The 17,583-nt window shown below is 47.4% G+C and carries 18 protein-coding genes; 6 read left to right on the top strand and 12 right to left on the bottom strand.

Annotated elements, in window-relative coordinates:
• Positions 1 to 20: 20 nt before the first annotated feature.
• From B153_RS0104415 to galK, 3 genes are all read right to left on the bottom strand, one after another.
• The gene (locus B153_RS0104415) at positions 21 to 701 is read right to left on the bottom strand and encodes a cell division ATP-binding protein FtsE (protein WP_020595464.1); all 681 of its coding nucleotides are present in this window, start codon (positions 699 to 701) and stop codon (positions 21 to 23) included.
• Between the two features lie 96 nt (positions 702 to 797).
• Positions 798 to 1,457: a fructose-6-phosphate aldolase gene (fsa, locus tag B153_RS0104410; protein ID WP_020595463.1), complete on the bottom strand. Its 660-nt coding sequence runs from the start codon at positions 1,455 to 1,457 to the stop codon at positions 798 to 800.
• Positions 1,458 to 1,531: 74 nt separating this feature from the next.
• Positions 1,532 to 2,689 carry a galactokinase gene (gene galK, locus B153_RS0104405; protein WP_020595462.1) on the bottom strand — a complete coding sequence of 386 codons (1,158 nt, stop codon included), beginning with the start codon at positions 2,687 to 2,689 and terminating at the stop codon, positions 1,532 to 1,534.
• A gap of 327 nt (positions 2,690 to 3,016) precedes the next feature.
• Here galK and B153_RS0104400 point away from each other — a divergent pair, with 327 nt between their 5' ends.
• From B153_RS0104400 to B153_RS0104390, 3 genes are all read left to right on the top strand, one after another.
• Positions 3,017 to 3,727: a tetratricopeptide repeat protein gene (locus B153_RS0104400; protein ID WP_026261907.1), complete on the top strand. Its 711-nt coding sequence runs from the start codon at positions 3,017 to 3,019 to the stop codon at positions 3,725 to 3,727.
• A gap of 271 nt (positions 3,728 to 3,998) precedes the next feature.
• On the top strand, positions 3,999 to 4,349 hold the full coding sequence (locus B153_RS0104395; RefSeq protein ID WP_020595460.1) for a transmembrane 220 family protein: 351 nt from the start codon (positions 3,999 to 4,001) through the stop codon (positions 4,347 to 4,349).
• Entirely contained in the window at positions 4,346 to 5,188 is an 843-nt protein-coding gene (locus B153_RS0104390) for a beta/alpha barrel domain-containing protein (RefSeq protein ID WP_026261906.1), read from the top strand. Before B153_RS0104395 ends, B153_RS0104390 begins: the two co-directional genes overlap by 4 nt.
• 78 nt (positions 5,189 to 5,266) lie before the next feature.
• On the opposite strand, the gene B153_RS0104385 is transcribed toward B153_RS0104390, so the two are convergent.
• On the bottom strand, positions 5,267 to 5,791 hold the full coding sequence (locus B153_RS0104385) for a DUF7935 family protein (protein WP_020595458.1): 525 nt from the start codon (positions 5,789 to 5,791) through the stop codon (positions 5,267 to 5,269).
• Positions 5,792 to 5,918: 127 nt separating this feature from the next.
• Here B153_RS0104385 and B153_RS0104380 point away from each other — a divergent pair, with 127 nt between their 5' ends.
• Positions 5,919 to 6,215: an iron-sulfur cluster assembly accessory protein gene (locus B153_RS0104380; protein WP_020595457.1), complete on the top strand. Its 297-nt coding sequence runs from the start codon at positions 5,919 to 5,921 to the stop codon at positions 6,213 to 6,215.
• A gap of 127 nt (positions 6,216 to 6,342) precedes the next feature.
• Positions 6,343 to 10,191, top strand: a complete 3,849-nt coding sequence (locus B153_RS0104375; RefSeq protein WP_020595456.1) for a sensor histidine kinase — start codon at positions 6,343 to 6,345, stop codon at positions 10,189 to 10,191.
• 149 nt (positions 10,192 to 10,340) lie between these two features.
• Here B153_RS0104375 and B153_RS0104370 read toward each other — a convergent pair whose 3' ends face one another.
• Complete coding sequence (locus B153_RS0104370) at positions 10,341 to 10,934, bottom strand: HNH endonuclease (protein WP_020595455.1); 594 nt, start codon at positions 10,932 to 10,934, stop codon at positions 10,341 to 10,343.
• Positions 10,935 to 11,218: 284 nt separating this feature from the next.
• On the opposite strand from B153_RS0104370, the gene B153_RS0104365 reads away from it, so the two are divergent.
• Positions 11,219 to 11,596, top strand: coding sequence for a CoA-binding protein (locus B153_RS0104365; protein WP_040760838.1), 378 nt, complete (start codon positions 11,219 to 11,221; stop codon positions 11,594 to 11,596).
• Between the two features lie 60 nt (positions 11,597 to 11,656).
• Here B153_RS0104365 and B153_RS0104360 read toward each other — a convergent pair whose 3' ends face one another.
• From B153_RS0104360 to selD, 7 genes are all read right to left on the bottom strand, one after another.
• Entirely contained in the window at positions 11,657 to 12,664 is a 1,008-nt protein-coding gene (locus B153_RS0104360; protein ID WP_020595453.1) for a 3-oxoacyl-ACP synthase III family protein, read from the bottom strand.
• A gap of 166 nt (positions 12,665 to 12,830) precedes the next feature.
• On the bottom strand, positions 12,831 to 13,082 hold the full coding sequence (purS, locus tag B153_RS0104355; protein WP_020595452.1) for a phosphoribosylformylglycinamidine synthase subunit PurS: 252 nt from the start codon (positions 13,080 to 13,082) through the stop codon (positions 12,831 to 12,833).
• A gap of 90 nt (positions 13,083 to 13,172) precedes the next feature.
• Complete coding sequence (gene pssA / locus B153_RS0104350; RefSeq protein WP_020595451.1) at positions 13,173 to 13,844, bottom strand: CDP-diacylglycerol--serine O-phosphatidyltransferase; 672 nt, start codon at positions 13,842 to 13,844, stop codon at positions 13,173 to 13,175.
• Between the two features lie 86 nt (positions 13,845 to 13,930).
• Positions 13,931 to 14,569, bottom strand: a complete 639-nt coding sequence (locus tag B153_RS0104345; protein ID WP_020595450.1) for an MBL fold metallo-hydrolase — start codon at positions 14,567 to 14,569, stop codon at positions 13,931 to 13,933.
• Between the two features lie 79 nt (positions 14,570 to 14,648).
• Positions 14,649 to 15,350, bottom strand: a complete 702-nt coding sequence (locus tag B153_RS0104340) for an SAM-dependent methyltransferase (protein ID WP_020595449.1) — start codon at positions 15,348 to 15,350, stop codon at positions 14,649 to 14,651.
• Positions 15,351 to 15,410: 60 nt separating this feature from the next.
• Positions 15,411 to 16,187, bottom strand: coding sequence for an alpha/beta fold hydrolase (locus B153_RS0104335; protein WP_020595448.1), 777 nt, complete (start codon positions 16,185 to 16,187; stop codon positions 15,411 to 15,413).
• 87 nt (positions 16,188 to 16,274) lie between these two features.
• Positions 16,275 to 17,360 carry a selenide, water dikinase SelD gene (gene selD, locus B153_RS0104330; RefSeq protein WP_020595447.1) on the bottom strand — a complete coding sequence of 362 codons (1,086 nt, stop codon included), beginning with the start codon at positions 17,358 to 17,360 and terminating at the stop codon, positions 16,275 to 16,277.
• Positions 17,361 to 17,583: the final 223 nt, after the last annotated feature.

Below are 17,583 nucleotides of genomic sequence, written 5' to 3'. Positions count from 1 at the left end.
CTAAAAAAATGAGCGAACGGTTAACCTGCCAACTCAATAACCTGCCCTTCCTGGCAACGCAGTACGCGAGCCGGGTATTTGTTGAGCAGGTCGTAATTATGCGTAGCCATCAGTACGGCTGTACCGGCATTGTTGATGGCCTGAAATACTTTCATAATCTGGTCCGACACCGATGGATCGAGATTTCCGGTTGGTTCGTCGGCAATCAGAATCAGGGGTTCATTGAGCATGGCGCGGGCAATAACAACCCGTTGCTGTTCGCCACCCGAGAGCTGATGGGGCATTTTTTTCTGGGCTGTTCCCAGGCCCACCTGCATCAGCACGTCGGCAATGCGGTTGTTCATGTCTGCTTTGTTATTCCACCCTGTTGCTTTCAGAACAAACTTTAGGTTGTCCTCTACCGAACGGTCGAAAAACAGTTGAAAATCCTGAAAAACGATACCAATCTTCCGGCGCAGCATGGGAATGTCGCGGGGTTTAAGCGAGTCGAGTTGGAACCCGGCTACTGTGCCTTTCCCATTTTGCAGCCATAGATCGGCGTATAAGGTTTTCAGTAAGGATGTTTTTCCACTTCCCGTGCGGCCAATCAAGTACACAAAATCGCCCTTGTCAATTCGGAACGATACATCGCCTAAAATTAACTTCTTGCCCTGATAAATATCGGCGTGGTCGAGGGTAAGAACGGGGTCAGAGGAAAACATAAATCGATTTTCGGTTTACAGTATACCGTTTATAGTGAGCTAACGCAACCGTAAACGCATTAGCTACTATAAACGATAAACCGAATACCATAAAAATTACTTTTTCTCAGCTTTAGCGTGGTCGGCTAGGAATTTAGCCAGGCCAATGTCGGTCAATGGGTGGTTCAGCAGCATTTTCATAACGCTCAACGGAGCCGTCATGACATCTGCTCCGATTTCTGCACATTGGATAACGTGCATTGGGTGACGTACCGACGCGGCCAGAACTTCGGTTGTATAGCCGTAGTTTGTGTAGATGTTTACGATTTGCTGAATCAGTTCAATCCCATCCGTCGAAACATCGTCCAGCCGACCTACGAACGGCGATACATAAGTAGCCCCTGCTTTTGCTGCCAGCAGTGCCTGACCAGCCGAGAATACCAGCGTGCAGTTGGTACGAATGCCTTTTTCTGAAAAATATTTGATGGCTTTGATGCTGTCGGCACTCATCGGCACTTTTACTACGATGTTCTCATCGATCTCAGCCAACTCTTCGCCTTCTTTGATCATTTCTTCGTAGGTAACCGAGATAACCTCTGCACTTACGTCGTTCTGAACGATATCACAGATCTCTTTGTAATGGCGCATTACATTGTCTTTGCCCGTGATGCCTTCTTTGGCCATGAGTGAAGGGTTGGTTGTTACCCCGTCGAGAATCCCCATTTGCTGGGCTTCGCGAATGTCGGCCAGATTGGCCGTGTCAATGAAAAATTTCATGGTAAAATAGAGTTGTTAATTGATCTGCGGTCAGTACGTGTATAAGTCTTGTTTTGGCTTATTTACTTGCCGACCTATTGGTTTTTAATGATACCTGTCCCATTCTGGATTTTACAGACGTGAAGGTACGTATCTTTAGCGGTTTGGGCTTTGTATTGTTTGGTAATCAATTCAGTAAATGAGTCAAGGGCCTCTTCGCGCACCAGATTGATCGTGCAACCGCCAAAGCCTCCTCCCATCATCCGTGCGCCAAATACGCCCGGATGCGTACGGGCAATGTCGACCAGAATATCCAGTTCGGGGCAGCTTACTTCATAATTCTTGCTCAATCCCTCGTGCGAACCATACATCAGTTGGCCAAAGGCGGCAATATCGTTAGCTTCCAGGGCTTCAACGCCTGCCAGCAACCGAGCGTTTTCCTGCACTACATACGCACAACGGCGGTAGATCAATGGTTCTGTATCGCGGAGGTGCTGGTCGAGCATTTCCATCGTTACATCGCGGAGGCTTTTGATTTCAGGGTAGAAGGTCTGAAGGAAACGGACGCCCGCTTCGCATTCGGCCCGGCGTGTATTGTATTCAGATGTTACCAGCGAATGTTTGACCTGCGAATCGCACAGGACGATGCTGATGCCATCCATTTGCAGGGGGGCGTAAGTATATTCGAGAGATCGGCAATCGAGTTTGATAACATTGTCAGCCTTGCCCATCATACTGGCAAACATATCCATAATCCCTACTTTCGCTCCCACAAATTCATTCTCTGCCCGTTGCGACAATTTTAGTAAATCAATGCGGTCAAGGCCTAAGCCAAACAGTTCGTTCAGGGCGAAGCCTACGCCATTTTCCAGGGCTGCCGACGACGAAAGACCAGCACCCATCGGAATCGTTCCACTGAAAATACAGTTGAATCCGGGAAAGTCGTAACCGGCCAGCCGCATCTGTGCCACAACCCCGAGAATATAGTCGGCCCAGGTGTGAGTCGGTTCCAGATGGGCTAGCGACCCCTGAAAGGTTTTGTTCAGGTCATGCGCTACAACGTGTAGTTCGTGGTCAGTCCGAGGGCCAACAGCCAGGTAGATGGCTTTGTCGATAGCCGCCGGAAGTACAAACCCTTCGTTGTAGTCAGTATGTTCACCAATAAGGTTGACACGGCCTGGGGAGCAGATTAGCAGCGGGTCGGCCTGAAAGAGTTGCTGAAACGAGGTAGTAAGCTGGTTCAGTAGATGCATGTTGGGTGTTAGGTATTTAGCGGCCCTATAGTGCTAAATGCATGACCCCTAAACGACATAACCGCAATTGGCGGAAATAAAAAATGGCAAACCAATGTCTCACCGCTACAACCACCTACCCTTGCTTCGGTCAAGACCTGGGGGATTCAGCAGGAGCTGGTAGCACCGATTTGCCGATGCAAAGTTATACAACTATTCGTTAACGACAAATTTTCACGCATACCTTTGCAAAAAATCAATTGCGATTGAGCGATTGCGTGATTGAGTGAATTCGGCTTTAGCCAGCTAATCACTCAATCACGCAATCGCTCAATCGCTCATCACGGAATGAAGCGATTCGTATACATTTGTTTATTGACATGCGTTGCCTGCTCCTCGTCAGACAATTACGTAGAACAGGGAAGGGCGTATTTGAAAGAGGGGAAATTTCGGGAAGCGATTCAGGCTCTGAATCAGGCAATCGATGCCGATGCCGGAAATGCAGAAGCATTCAATTCGAGAGGAGTGGCTTATTTTGAGTTAAAAGAGTATGCGAATGCTACTCTGGATTACGACCAGGCCATTAAACTTCAGCCCAATTTCTATCGGCCGTATTATAACCGTGGGTTGCTTAAGGTGGCTCAAAACGACCTGACGGGTGCGCTGAAAGATTATTCGGATGCGATTCGGCTGGCCCCCGATACCAGCAAGCAGATTAGTGCTGAACTCTTTCTGAACCGAGGTCAGTTGTTTGCGACCCAAGGACAGGTTCAACCAGCTATAACGGATTTTTCGCAGGCTATAGCGTTAGATTCACAAAATGCTCTGGCTTTGTATAATCGGGGAAACCTTCGCTTTCAGCAAAAGGATTTGCCGGGAGCTATTGCCGATTTTCAGCAGGCCGTTAAGGCGGATCCTAAATTTGGGAAAGCATTTTATGGCCTGGGAGTTGCACAGGTTTTGCAAAACGACCGTGAATCGGCCTGCCTGAGCCTAAAACAGGCTCAAAATCTGGGGTATGCCGATGCGGCCAATGCTGTTAAGGCATATTGTAACTAGTGGATTGATTTTAATCAGGTTTGGGAAGTCAGTAGGATCGTAGCTGGCAAAACTTATGAACCTGTCTAAACTTTTCCTGATCGAACTACAGTGGGTATGTTTTGTCATCCCGAGGAATGAGGGATCTTCGAGTGAGGGCTTTTTAATCAGATTATCCGAAGATCCCTCGTTCCTCGGGATGACAAAAACGCTACGGGGACAAAAGCTTAAACAGGTTCTATGTCATCCACTGTAGTTACCGTTCTTTCTCCACTTAATTTTTTAGCAAACCATGCGTAAAACACTGGCGATCATTTTCGGACTGTTGTTTGTTTTATTTGCGGCATTCCAGTACAACGATCCGGATCCTGAAGTCTGGATTCCAATTTATGGCGTGGCGGCTGTAGCCTGTTTTATGGCCTATGCCAATCTGGGGCGCTGGTGGTTTTTTGTGGTACTGGCGCTGCTGTTCTTTGCATCGGCCGTGTATCAGTGGCCTCCGAAGTTTGAAGGGTTTCTGTTCAGCGAGGTGGGTATGCGTAGTCTGAATATTGAAATGGCTCGGGAGGCCGGTGGACTGGCGATCTGCGGGCTTGTGATGCTCATGTTTGCCTTTCTGACGCGCCAAACTGTACGTCGATGAAACTAATCGAGTGCCCTCGTGATGCAATGCAGGGGCTGGACCATTTTGTCCCGACGGACTTAAAAATTCAGTATCTGAATACCCTCTTACAGGTTGGTTTTGATACACTGGATTTTGGAAGTTTCGTGTCGCCCAAGGCGATTCCTCAAATGCAGGATACCGCCGAGGTTTTAGCGGGGCTCGATCTTTTATCTACTCAAACAAAACTGCTGGCTATTGTGGCCAATCGGCGTGGAGCCGGGCAGGCGGCTGCTTATGCGCAAATTCAATACATCGGATTCCCCTTATCGGTTTCTGAAACATTTCAGCAGCGCAACACCAACAAGTCAATCGCTCAGGCGTTTGCGGAAGTGGCCGACATACAGCATCTATGTGTAGATACAGGAAAGCAGTTGGTCGTTTATTTGTCAATGGGATTTGGCAATCCATATGGTGACCCGTACAGCCCTTCCCTGGTAAGTGCGTTTACCGAACAACTTCTGCAACTGGGAATTGGCATAATTGCACCGTCTGACACGATCGGTTCTTCGACGCCCGAAGCGATTGAGTCACTTTTTTATGCGTTACGTCAATCCTTTCCGTCGGTTGAGTTTGGGGCTCACCTGCACGCCCGCCCAGGGGAGGCATCGGTGAAGGTACGGGCAGCAGTTCGGGCAGGAATTAACCGTATCGATGGGGCGCTGCGCGGCTTTGGCGGATGCCCAATGGCTGCTGATGCGTTAACCGGGAACCTGCCAACCGAAGAAATTATTCAAACGCTTCAGGAAGAGGGGATTGGCTTGTCTATCAATCAGGCGGCTCTACAAAAAGCCATGATGATATCGACAGCTGTGTTTTGAGGTACGAGGCATTGGAGAAAGGGACAGAGTTGCCTAATGCGACATCATCCCAGGCTCTCCCCTCAATGCCCAACCTCATTACATAAACATTGCCTGAATTTCTTCTTTTACCGCCCGAAGCGCATCGGCAGTGGGTTGGCGATCTTTTTGGATAATCCGTTCAAAAATGCGTTTCGAAAGTTCAAGGGCTGGTGCATCAGGTCGTGTATCGCCCGATGCCTGGTTGATCAGGGTAACCACTTCGTTCATAGCCGCCTGTATCTGATCCCAAACCTTCTGGCTCATGTACACCTGTTGCGATAGGTTGTGGTTGTACTCATCCCTGATCTCCTGAAGAAGTCGCTGCTGGAATTCGATTACGGTCGTTGAACTATTGCCCAGTCGTAACAATAAATTATTGGGGCTGATACGTTCCAGAAACAGGACCATGCGTTCATAAGCCTGTAAACGGATCGGTACTACCGTCTCTGTATAGCGTGCCTGTACGTCATAACGATGCCTATCGGCTTCACGTTCGAGTAATAATTTGACCGTCAGGTACATTCCATAAAGTACTAATCCTGCAGGCACAATCAGTTTCAGAAAATCGCTTACTAGATCCATAAAAAGAAGGAACGTTGTCCCGTAAAAATGGTAATTTTGATAAAAGGGTTTAACAGTTAATGGGTTTTACGTTTTTGAGAAACTGCTCCGGGGCCTTGGCCCTCAAAAACGACAACCTCCAGAATGTATGCTTACAATAGATAATCCCATTCGCGTTCGACCTGAGGCTCGTCAACAGATACTGGACACGCTTCAGGCAAATAAAATTCCCGGCGAGTACGGATTACGCATAGGCATCCGGGGAGGAGGATGCGGGTCGTCATGGCTATTGGGCTTTGACCTGCCTGGTCCCTCCGACGAAGTGTATAACGTAGAAGGTGTACAGGTCATTATTGATCGGAAGCATTTGCTGTACGTATTTGGTGCCGAAATCGGGTATGAAACAGGGGGCTACACCGTAGAAAAAGGCTCAGCTAACCAATAGTCGATAGGGTTAGTAATCAGTAGGCTATTGAACGAAATGATTACTAGCCCTATCGACTATTGGTTCTGGTCTGAAATCTTGGCATGATTTTAGGGATGGTTTTGAGGAAGACAAGATTGCCCACCTGGTGAAGCGTATAGAGAAACATATTTTCCTGCTCCTGGCTGCAGTAACCATCGGCTGTTCGATTCTGTATTTCCTTTTGCTGGAGCAAAACGAGCCAGGTGCTACTGATGAGCAATACCTGAGTGCAGTGCAACAACGGGTGAAGGAGGAGATGCAGGTGAGTACATCCGAGCTGGATAGTGTGTCGGCGTTGCTGGTACGGAGTCCAAAACCCAAATTCACTGACTATTTTAGGTTACCTTCCCATTATCCTTTCTTTGTTTTTCGCGACGGCCGGTTAGAGTATTGGTCAGATTATCGCTTCGTGCCCGAATTCAATCAGTTGTCGGTCGTAACGACCATACCAAAATTAATAGACTTTGAACAGGGGCGTTTTATTGTCAGCCATCGGCGTATACCGGCTGGAGGCAATGTGCTGGATGTATACTCACTGGTCAATATTCATCGGTATTATCACAGCAACAATGCCTATTTACAGTCAGGGTATAATCCAGATATATTTTCGCTTGACCCACAGTCTGTTACCGACAAACGGCTAAATACCTACGAGGCTATCTACGATAACACATCGGCCTTTTTATTTTCGGTTGTACCGCCCAAAGTTGATGCTTATCGAAATCATTCAACGCCGGTCAATACGGTTATTCTGGCTACACTGGGGGTGATTTTCCTGGGCCTCTATGTGCTGCAATTGATGGTTCGGCTGCGGAAGAAACGGCGGTATGAATGGGGGTTTGTGGCATTGGCAACGTATCTGCTGCTACTGCGGGCCGTTATGCTTTTCTTTGGGGTTCCGTTTCTATTCATTGAGTCGGATCTGTTCAATCCTAAATACTACGCATCCTCTATACTCGTTCCGTCGTTGGGCGACTTGCTGCTGAATGCACTGGTCATTGCTATTCTGGCTTTTTACTGGGTAAGGTATTATTTCCGCTCGCAGCTCTACGTATGGCTTCTGAATCAGCCCCACTGGCTGAAACTTGTGGTGTCGGTAGCGTGTGTTGTGCTCAGTTATGTAACCTTTACGCTTTGCTACATTGAATTAACGAATATTTACGAAAAGTCGCAGTTTACACTTGATATTACCCTCAACATCCATTTTTCATTTCTGAAAATTGCGTGTCTGGTTGTCTTTATTGTCATATCCTGTATTTATTTCCTGATTACCCATTTACTGGCCAGCCTTTTTCTGCGCTTCAACCGAATCAATCACGTCGGAATCGGGCTGGCTCTGATCATGGCTGGCTCGGTGTTAAGTGCGGGCATCTGGTTGTTGATGGGGGGGGCTCTGGAACCTGTATTTCTGCTAAATGGGATTTATTTTCTGGTTGTGTATCTAAGCCAGTTACCTAAAACGCTCTACACATTTCGTTATAAGACCTCCATTTATCTGTTTCTGGCAGCTTTCATTTGTGCGGTGATGACCTCTTACGTCGTCTACAATCAGGAAATCCGGAAGCAACTAAGTCACGAACAGGAATTTGCTGCGCAACTTCTGGCCGAAAACGACGTATTTGGCGAATTCCTGATGAGTAAAGCACAGGAGTCGATCCAGAAAGATGCAGAAATTGGTCGTGCTTTACGGACCGATACGCTGCTGGTTCGTGAACGCATTCAGCAACGCGTGAAAAGCTTACACCTGGATAAATATTTCGACAAGTACGATATCGAAGTGTTTTCGTTTCGGGCCAATGGTCGTCCACTCGATATTAGTCCTGATCCGGTATCGTTATCGTCGCTCACAAGCCGGTATCGTCAGGAATCCTATAAAACAGAGTATGCAGGTATATACTTTGTCAGTGAAGCAGACAATCAGTTTGTTAAGCAATATGTATGCTTTGTGCCGATTCAGCGGCCGGTAGCAGCGGGTTCTGCGGGGCCATCGGCATCCGATACCCTGGGGTATGTGGTTCTTGATCTGCGACTTCGGAAAGAACGACCCAAGGGAGTGTATCCTGGGTTGCTGGTCGATACAAAATTTACTCAAAATCAGGATACGCAGGAGTACAGTTATGCCTTTTTCACGGGCCCCGATCCGGGGAAGGCTGCTACCGGACCAGTCCAGTACAAGCTTTGGTATAGCTCTCCCGGAAATTATAACTATGATCGGCAGCTTGAACTGTCTCTGCTGAATAATCCCGCATTATTTACAACCGGAATCTCAAGTAATCATTACCAGCACATTGCCCAAAGAGGCCAGAATGGGCGTGTGGTTGTGGTATCGTCGCCAGAGTATCCGTTTCGGAATATCTTTTCCAACTTCTCATTTCTGTATCTGCTGCTGGTGCTGACGGTCATTCTGGTCATTGCCTGCTATGCTATCAATTATCGGTTCTCCAAATTCAATATCAATTATTCGACCCGGATTCAGATCCTGCTGAACCTGGCCTTTTTTCTTCCGCTGATCTTCGTTATCCTGATCATTCTGGGTGTCATTAGTTCTAATTATGTTGACAATCAGAAGGATACCTATATTGTAAATACCCGAAATATTGCATCGAATTTTCTGATCTATCTTGACGAGCATCTGTATGCGCAAAAGCGGAGTAAGGCGTCGATGGAAGAAGAGCTAGGGAAAATTGCCCGTGATGCCAACATCGATATCAATCTATTTGACGCTCAGGGGAAGCTGTATACCTCGACACGACCGATTATCTACGAACGAGGCTATCTCTCCAAACGAATCAATCCCGACGCCTATAATCACATTATTGAGGATAAGGAAAACCAGGTTCTGCTCGATGAATCGTTGGGAACGCTGAATTACCGGACGGCCTACGCCTGTATAAAATCGTATGATGGGCACTTGCTGGGTGTGTTGAGCATTCCCTATTTCTACGCCCAACCCGAACTTGACCGGAAAATCATTGAGGTTATTGCCACATCGCTGAGCATTTTCACGGCTCTGTTTCTTTTCTTTCTGATCTTATCCTATTTCGCGTCGCATATGCTAACAAAGCCGCTTCGCTTACTGACGCAAAAAATCAGGAAAACCAACCTGGAGCGCCCGAACGATCCGCTGCCCTGGCAGTCGGATGATGAGATTGGCCTGCTGATTCGGGAGTATAACCGAATGCTGTTGAAACTGGAAGAAAGTAAACAGGCGCTCGCCCAGACAGAGAAACAATCGGCCTGGCGGGAAATGGCCAAACAGATTGCGCATGAGATCAAGAACCCATTGACACCCATGAAGTTAACCTTACAGCATCTGCAACGGACATTCCCAAACAACGGGAAGGATGCGGCAGGGCTCAATGGAGATCCTTCGCGCAAGGTGATACTCCGAACGTTCGACTCGCTGTTGGATCAGATTGATAATATCAGTGATATTGCCAACTCATTCACAGAGTTTGCCAAGATGCCGATGCCCAAAAAGGAAGAGTTTGAGGTGACAGGGGTATTTAATAAAACGGCCGATCTGTATGCTGATGACAAACGGATTATGCTTCGGAGAGAAAGCGTCGAAGGGCCAATCCTGGTGGTTGGAGATCGGCAGTTTATGGGGCGAATCATGACTAACCTGCTTATCAATGCTATTCAGTCCGTTCCACCCGACCGAAAACCAGTGATCGATCTGAAGCTGTCAACGAGTAGCGATTCGGTGCTGATCGAAGTGCACGATAACGGGGTAGGCATACCTGAAGCAATTCGGAACAAAGTCTTTTTGCCCAATTTTAGTACAAAAGGTGGTGGGTCGGGCCTTGGACTTTGGATTGCCAAGCGCGGTGTTGAACATGCCGGGGGGTCGATCTGGTTCGAAACGGATGAAGGAGTAGGGACTTCCTTTTTTGTCTCGATGCCTCTGGCAGGCGCACCAGGACTTGGTGTTGGCGCAAATGTGAATTATTAAAAAAGTCCTGACAAAGACCTCATAGAACCGGGCCCGGTGTATGAAATCTTTGCCAGTGAAACCCCATCCTAATTAGAACGACCAGTAGTATAGATTCATTCGTATGGAGATTTCTTCGTCGGGTGTAACTAGGTTTCTCGCCAAAATGATTACTCAATCGTAACATGTTTCCAGTTTTCGCCCGACCGAATCCGGTTCAGTTGGGTGTGCGTGATACCAAACTGTTTGGCAATCATCTTTAACCGGTTTTTGTCGTTTAGTAGAAGTTTCTTGATGATCTTGACCTTACTTTCGGTTAGTTTATAATTACGGGTCTGACGAGGCAGTTGCCGATTTTTAAGGCTGGGATTGTTTCGATTGTGTTCAATCATGTCGGCCTTAGTTACCCATCGCAGATTCTGAAAGTGATTGTTAAGCTTGTCGTGATCAAGATGGATGACAAACGTTTGATCAGGATGATTACGAGAAACGAAATGCTCGGCAACCAGCTTATGGATATACCGATTTATGGTTTTCCCTCCTGATCGAATATTGAGGGATCGGTAGCCCTGAATAACAGAGCCTTTTATTGGTTTGCCCGGTGTAGTTCCCGAGGGACTTGCTGAACGATTGGTGGGAGTAGATTGGAAGCTTCGCAGTCGTCCATAGTTGGAAACTTCGTAATGAGGGGGATTCTCAATGCCTTCAAACACGATCGGTGTCCACTTTTCATTCCAAAAATTCTGTTTTTCTTTGGCATCCATGACCGATGATTTTTGTGATTAGCCGTGAATTTCAGCCGGATAAGAGCTTTCTGATGAGTGCTTAACAACTATAGGGCAAAATAGTTGTAACATAATGATTTTACTACCAAGATTCTTTTAAAATGCTCACTTAATAGGGTAAGCTATTGATAATGAACAAATTTATACCATATGTAGCGGAGTTGATCAATTCAATAGATTCCGTGGGTGCAAATGACGTCGAAACTGGTTCTTCACCAGATTGGTTAAAGATACAGACATGCAAATAATGCATGCGTACGGTTATGACAATAGATGCTCAGGGAAAAAAAACACTCATCGTTGGCGCAACGGCAAAAGAGGGGCGTTATGCTAATCTGGCGGCTTATCGGTTGCTTCGACATGGACATGACATTGAATTACTGGGTTTACATGAGGGCGACATCGAAGGCCACCCCATTCGCACCGGCGAGCCTGATTTGCAGGGAATCGATACCGTAACGATGTATGTAGGGCCTCAGAATCAACCTAAGCTGTACGAATATATTAAACGACTGAAGCCCAAACGCGTTATCTTTAATCCTGGTGCCGAAAATCCCGAATTTGAAAAGCAACTTCAGGCAGAAGGCATCGAAACCGTTGACGCCTGTACCCTCGTCATGCTATCGGTTGGAAACTATTAATTGTGAAAGAGCGAATGAGTGAAAGAGCCATTAGAACGCGTCAGCCATTCACTCACTCATTCACCATTTAATTAATGCAGAAGCCCAGGTGAAGCCGCTGCCAAAAGCGGCCAGGCAAACCAGGTCGCCGGGTTTAATACGGCCTTCTTCAAAAGCTTCGGTCAGGGCAATCGGTATAGAAGCCGCTGTGGTATTTCCGTACTCTTGAATATTATTATAGACTTTTTCTTCGGGCAGGTTCATCTGCTGACGAACATATTCGGAAATTCGAATATTGGCCTGGTGAGGAACCAATAAGGCCAAATCTTCAGGGGTATAGCCGTTGGTTTCCAGACTCTCATGAATAACTTCCATGAACCGCACAACGGCGTGTTTGAATACGGCATTCCCGTTCATGGTCACGTTGTAGTTGCCTCCTGCCAGTGTTTCTTCAGTTAGCCAGCGTCCTTCACGGCTACTGCCAGGGTCCCGAACATATAATTCTTCAGCATACCGCCCATCGGCATGCAGGTGAGTCGATAAGATACGATGGTCTGGATCGGTAGTGGCCTGTACAACAGCCGCCCCGGCTCCATCACCAAAGATGACTGCTACCCCCCGTCCTTCATTGCTTTTGTTCAAAAACGTAGACTGAATTTCTGAGCCTACTACCAGAATGGTTTTATACATGCCGGTTCTGATGAACTGATCGGCAATGGAAAGGGCATAAACAAATCCCGAACATTGATTGCGGATATCGATCACCCCAATACCTTCCAGGCCTAGTTCACGCTGCATGAGAAAGGCTGAACCAGGAAAATAATAGTCGGGGGTGATGGTTGCGTAAACGATCAGGTCAACCTCGTTAGCCTCGACCTGGGCGCGGTCGAGAGCCATGCGTGATGCGGCCGTAGCCATACTGGCGTTGGTATCTTTACCATAGGTGAAGTAACGCCGTTGCTTAATCCCCGTCCGTTCCTGAATCCAGGCATCCGAGGTGTCCATATATTGGGTTAAATCCTGGTTCGTTACAATGGTTTCAGGAACGTAGAATCCTAACCCTTTAATACTAGCGTAAGTGGTATTCATTCGTTATAATCAAATAGTCGGCAAAGGTACAAAGGAATAAGTCAGAATCGTGTTTGTTACAAATGCAAAGGCACAGCTAACACCTGGAAGGACGCCTAATAACCAGTTAATTATTGGCCGACGTTCTTTGGGTGGGCTGTGCCTGTATGCTAAAGCGTATCTACAATTAAGCGGGTTGCAGCTCAAACGAATATTCTTCCATAATCAGGTTGGCCAGTAGCTGGCGGCAAGCCGAATCAACGGTTGAACGGGCCTGGTCTTCGGTGTCAGCATCTACTTCAAGCCGGATGTGTTTTCCGATGCGAACATTATCGATGGTGTCCATCTGGAGGTTATGTAAACCCAGTTTAACGGCTTTGCCCTGAGGGTCCAGAATTTCCGAACGGGTCATGATGTTGATTTCGGCGATGTACTTCATTTTAATGAGTGAATGATTGAATCATTGAATTCTTGAATGAGTAAAGTGGCTGTGTACCAGAGTCAATCATTCAGTTATTCAATCATTCGATCATTTAGAGATTAGTGAAACAACGATATAAAGCAGAATAATTAGGGGAATTGCTGCAAACTGCAAAAATAACAGTAGTAATGCGGAAGCAATCAGAAAACTATATTTTATTCGGTTTTCGGCCCAGCCAAACGATTTAAATTTCAGGGCAAAGAGCGGAATTTCAGAAACCATCAGGAACGAAAAAGCGATAATCATGCCCAGAGCAAAATCATTTTGCCAGAATGCATCGTACTGAGGCTGGTACGTGTGCATAAGCGGGAATGCCGCAATCAGCATGGTGTTGGCCGGGGTAGGCACACCGATAAACTGGTCACTTTGCCGGGTATCGATATTGAATTTGGCTAACCGCAGCGCCGATAATACAGCGATCAGAAAAGCCCCGTACGAAATACTACCCAGATTCTGGTACCAGCAGAGCTGAAAAACTATGGTAGCCGGAAGCGCGCCAAACGTAACCATGTCGGCCAGAGAATCCAGCTCCTTGCCAAACGGCCCGGAAACCTTAACCAGTCGGGCCACAAACCCGTCGCCAAAGTCAAGGATGGCAGCGATGCCAATTAACCAGGCTGCCGTATCGAGGTAGCCACGCAGGGTCATGACCAATCCAATACACCCACAGAGCAAATTGCCGCAGGTCATGGCATTGGGGATATGTTTAAGCAGATTCATATCTGTAAAACGGACTAGCTGTCCATTAAGCCATTTGAGTTTGTAGATTAAAACGGCCCGACGGCCAACAGACTACCCGTTCGTTCCTACAGTTTGACGTATGGGTTTGTTCGTTTCTCACGACCAATGGTGGTTGGCTCCATGTGTCCCGGATACACCGTATAATCGTCGGGCAAGGTATACAGTTTTGTTCGAATACTGGTCATTAAGTCGGTATAGCTACAATAGGGGAGATCGGTGCGGCCAACACTACCTTTGAAGAGTACATCACCACCGATTACGTAGCGTTCGGCATGATTGACAAACGCCACATGGCCAGGAGCGTGGCCAGGCACGAACAGGGTATCCAGCACTATACTGCCAAAAGTAAACTGATCGCCTTCCTGAATAAACTCGTCAATCTCCGACGGTTCGTAGCCACGCAAACCAAAAAGCGCACAACGGGACGCAACATCGTTGTAGATAACCATATCCAGTTGATTCAGATAGGCCTTTACCCCAAACTTTCGTTTTACGTAAGCAACCCCAAATACATGATCCAGATGGGCATGAGTCAACAGTAAGTACTTAACCGTCAGTTTATGGCTTTCAATGAAACGCCATAAGGTTTCCTTTTCAACTTGTTCGTAGCAGCCGGGGTCGATAATAACAGCCTCATGGGTCGTATCGTCGGCAATGACGTACGTATTTTCCTGAAACGGTGAAAACGTGAAGGAGTGAATCATGCGTAACGCGGACATCATATCCGCATGGTTAATGACAAGGCGGACATGATTCGGAAGCGTCCGCCCACCCGCCTTACAACTACAAAAGTAGAAACACGGTTGGTTTTTTTCGTAAATCCGGTACCTTCGATTTCCATTCACGAATGGTTAATGTGCGCACAAAGGCATCGGGTGCTGTGAGATTACAGGCTATGCATAGCCTTGTAGTGGCCTGACAAGTGGCTAGTACATCCGCCAAAAGCGCATCATTTCGATATGGTGTTTCCATGAAGATCTGGGTTTGCTGGCGTTGCTGGGCTTCTTTTTCCAGATTACGCAACGTGCGGGCCCGGTCCTGTCGATCAATCGGTAAATAGCCGTGAAAAACAAACGATTGGCCGCTCATACCCGATGCCATTAGGGCCAGCAGAATGGATGAGGGCCCCACCAGTGGTTCAACGCGCCATCCCAATGTGTGCGCCATTCCAACCACGACAGCACCCGGATCGGCCACACCCGGGCAACCGGCTTCCGACAAAACCCCCGCATTTAGTTTTCGCTCGGTCAGTTCCTGAATCTGCCGACGGGTATCGGTTGGGGGGGTATCTTTTGTCAGTTCGAAAAAAAGTGTCTCGTCAATAACACGGGCTGTTTTTAAACCACTGATAAATCGACGGGCCGAGCGTACATTCTCAACGAAATACGTATCCGTTTTTTCGATTACCTCCCGAATGGTAGGAGGGAGCACCATCTGTGCCGTATCGTCGGCGAGTAAGGTAGGAATCAGATAAAGCGTTGGCATTTTTTGTTGATCGGCGTTTTCGAAACAAAAGCGTCAGTTTGCCCAGACGCCGAACCTGAATCAGGATTTATGTTCGATAAAGTTCAACAATACCTCAACAAACTCAACTGGCTTTTCGGCCTGCACCCAATGACCCGTTCCCTGAATCGTTTCAATTTGAGCATTGGGGAAAATTCGTTTAATGGTCGGTATATCGTCGTCAAGTATATAAGGGGATTCGCTACCCCGAATAAATAGAGTTGGCTCGGTAATAATGCGGGGATTGGTTAGCTCTTCGCCAATTCCATGTAGTTCGCGCTCAATAACAGGGATATTTATGCGCCAGTCAAACCCTCCCTGCTCATTTCGGTATAAGTTTTTTAGCAGAAATTGCCGTACAGTCAGCGACGGTTCATAGGCTTGTAGAACGGCATCGGCTTCTGTACGCCCTTTGATGGACGTTAGATTAATGGCTTTCAGACCCCGAATGAGTTCAGCATGATGAACGGGATAAAACTTGGGGGCAATATCGACTACAACAAGTTTCTGATAGGTGCCAGGATAAAGCATGGCGTACTGCATGACGGCTTTGCCGCCCATCGAATGCCCCACCAGGATAGGATCCGTAAGCTGGTGTTCGGTAAGAAACTCGTGCAAATCGGAAGCCATGCTCTGATAATCATGTTCATGCCCTCTTGGCGACTGTCCATGATTCCGTTGATCGACCGCAAAAACGCGGTAACCTCGTGAGGCAATGGCTTTACTTGTTGTAAGCCAGTTATCTGACGAACCAAATACGCCGTGCAGAATAACAATGGCCGGACCCGATTCGCCAGTTTGGCGGTAAAATAATTTCATAAATGGGGGAGGAGGGAAGAAGAAGATCAAGTAAGAACGAAAAAATAACAATTACGTATCCATTCCCCCCGCTCGATTCCTCCTTATTTAATTGACATACACTACTTTTTCCCGTCGGGGGACCAGTTCTCCAAACGATTTCAAATGGAAACCGCTCTCCGTCGCTACCCGTTCGAATTCCTCCGTACTGTCGGGGGTTACAGCGATGAGTAAACCGCCAGACGTTTGCGGATCGGCCAGAACGTACCGTTGTACATCCGTCAGTTCGGCTACTTTATGTCCGTAACTATCCAGATTTCGCATAGTACCGCCCGGAAAGCTTTTTTGCGCCAGATACTCGTCGAGCATAGGCAATTTCGGAACCGTTTCGAACTCGACAATAGCGCTAAGATTTGACCCTTCGGCCATTTCGATGAGATGCCCAAGCAGCCCAAAGCCAGTTACATCGGTTAAGGCCTTAACATAAGGCAATTTGCCCAGTAAAGCCCCAAAGCTGTTAAGCTGGGCCATCTGGCGGGGCGCTATATCGGTATGTTCGGGCTTAAGCAGCCCCTTTTTTTGGGCTGTGGTCAATATGCCCACGCCCAGTGGTTTAGTGAGGTAAAGCCGACAGCCCTGGGTGGCCGTATTGTTCTGTTTGAGGTGGTCGAGCCGCACCCGGCCAGTCACTGCCAGGCCAAAAATAGGCTCGGGAGAATCAATGCTATGTCCGCCAGCCAGTGGAATACCTGCTTCCCGACAAATTGCCCGAGACCCTTCCAGCACCTGTCCCGCTACTTCGGGCGGTAATTTGTCTAGGGGCCACCCAAGAATAGCAATCGCCATCATAGGTTCGCCACCCATGGCATACACATCACTAATGGCATTTGCCGACGCAATCCGGCCGAAATCATAGGCATCATCCACAATGGGCATGAAAAAGTCGGTTGTGCTGATAATGGCCTCCCCATTGCCGATATCCATCACGGCGGCATCGTCGCGCGAGTCGTTTCCAACAATGAGTGAATGATGGGTCAAGAGATCGGAAGATTGATTTACCTGCGCCGGTAGGTCCGCATTACTGGTACGACCATGCAGAATCTTGTCCAGGATTTTAGGCGATATCTTACAGCCGCAACCAGCGCCATGACTGTATTGGGTAAGTTTTATAGCTTGTGTTTCCGATGATGTCATAATGAGACAAAACTAAGACAGAAATCAGGTAGTCGGATACCTGTCGGTTAAGTTATTTACCAAAGCCGATTGATTGGGCAGGCGATGAAGACGAGGTGTAAAAAATGACTTAATAATATGGTAACACAAAGTAATAGAACGTAAACACTTAAAAATTGTGTTATTTGTAGGAATTTGTCAATAGAAATTCATATGGTGGTACTTTTTTAAGACGCCCCTCTTT

It is taken from the genome of Spirosoma panaciterrae DSM 21099 (assembly GCF_000374025.1).
Classification (GTDB): Bacteria; Bacteroidota; Bacteroidia; order Cytophagales; family Spirosomataceae; genus Spirosoma; species Spirosoma panaciterrae.
Note: the sequence above shows the minus strand (reverse complement) of the source record. Positions and strands in the feature narration are given on the sequence as shown.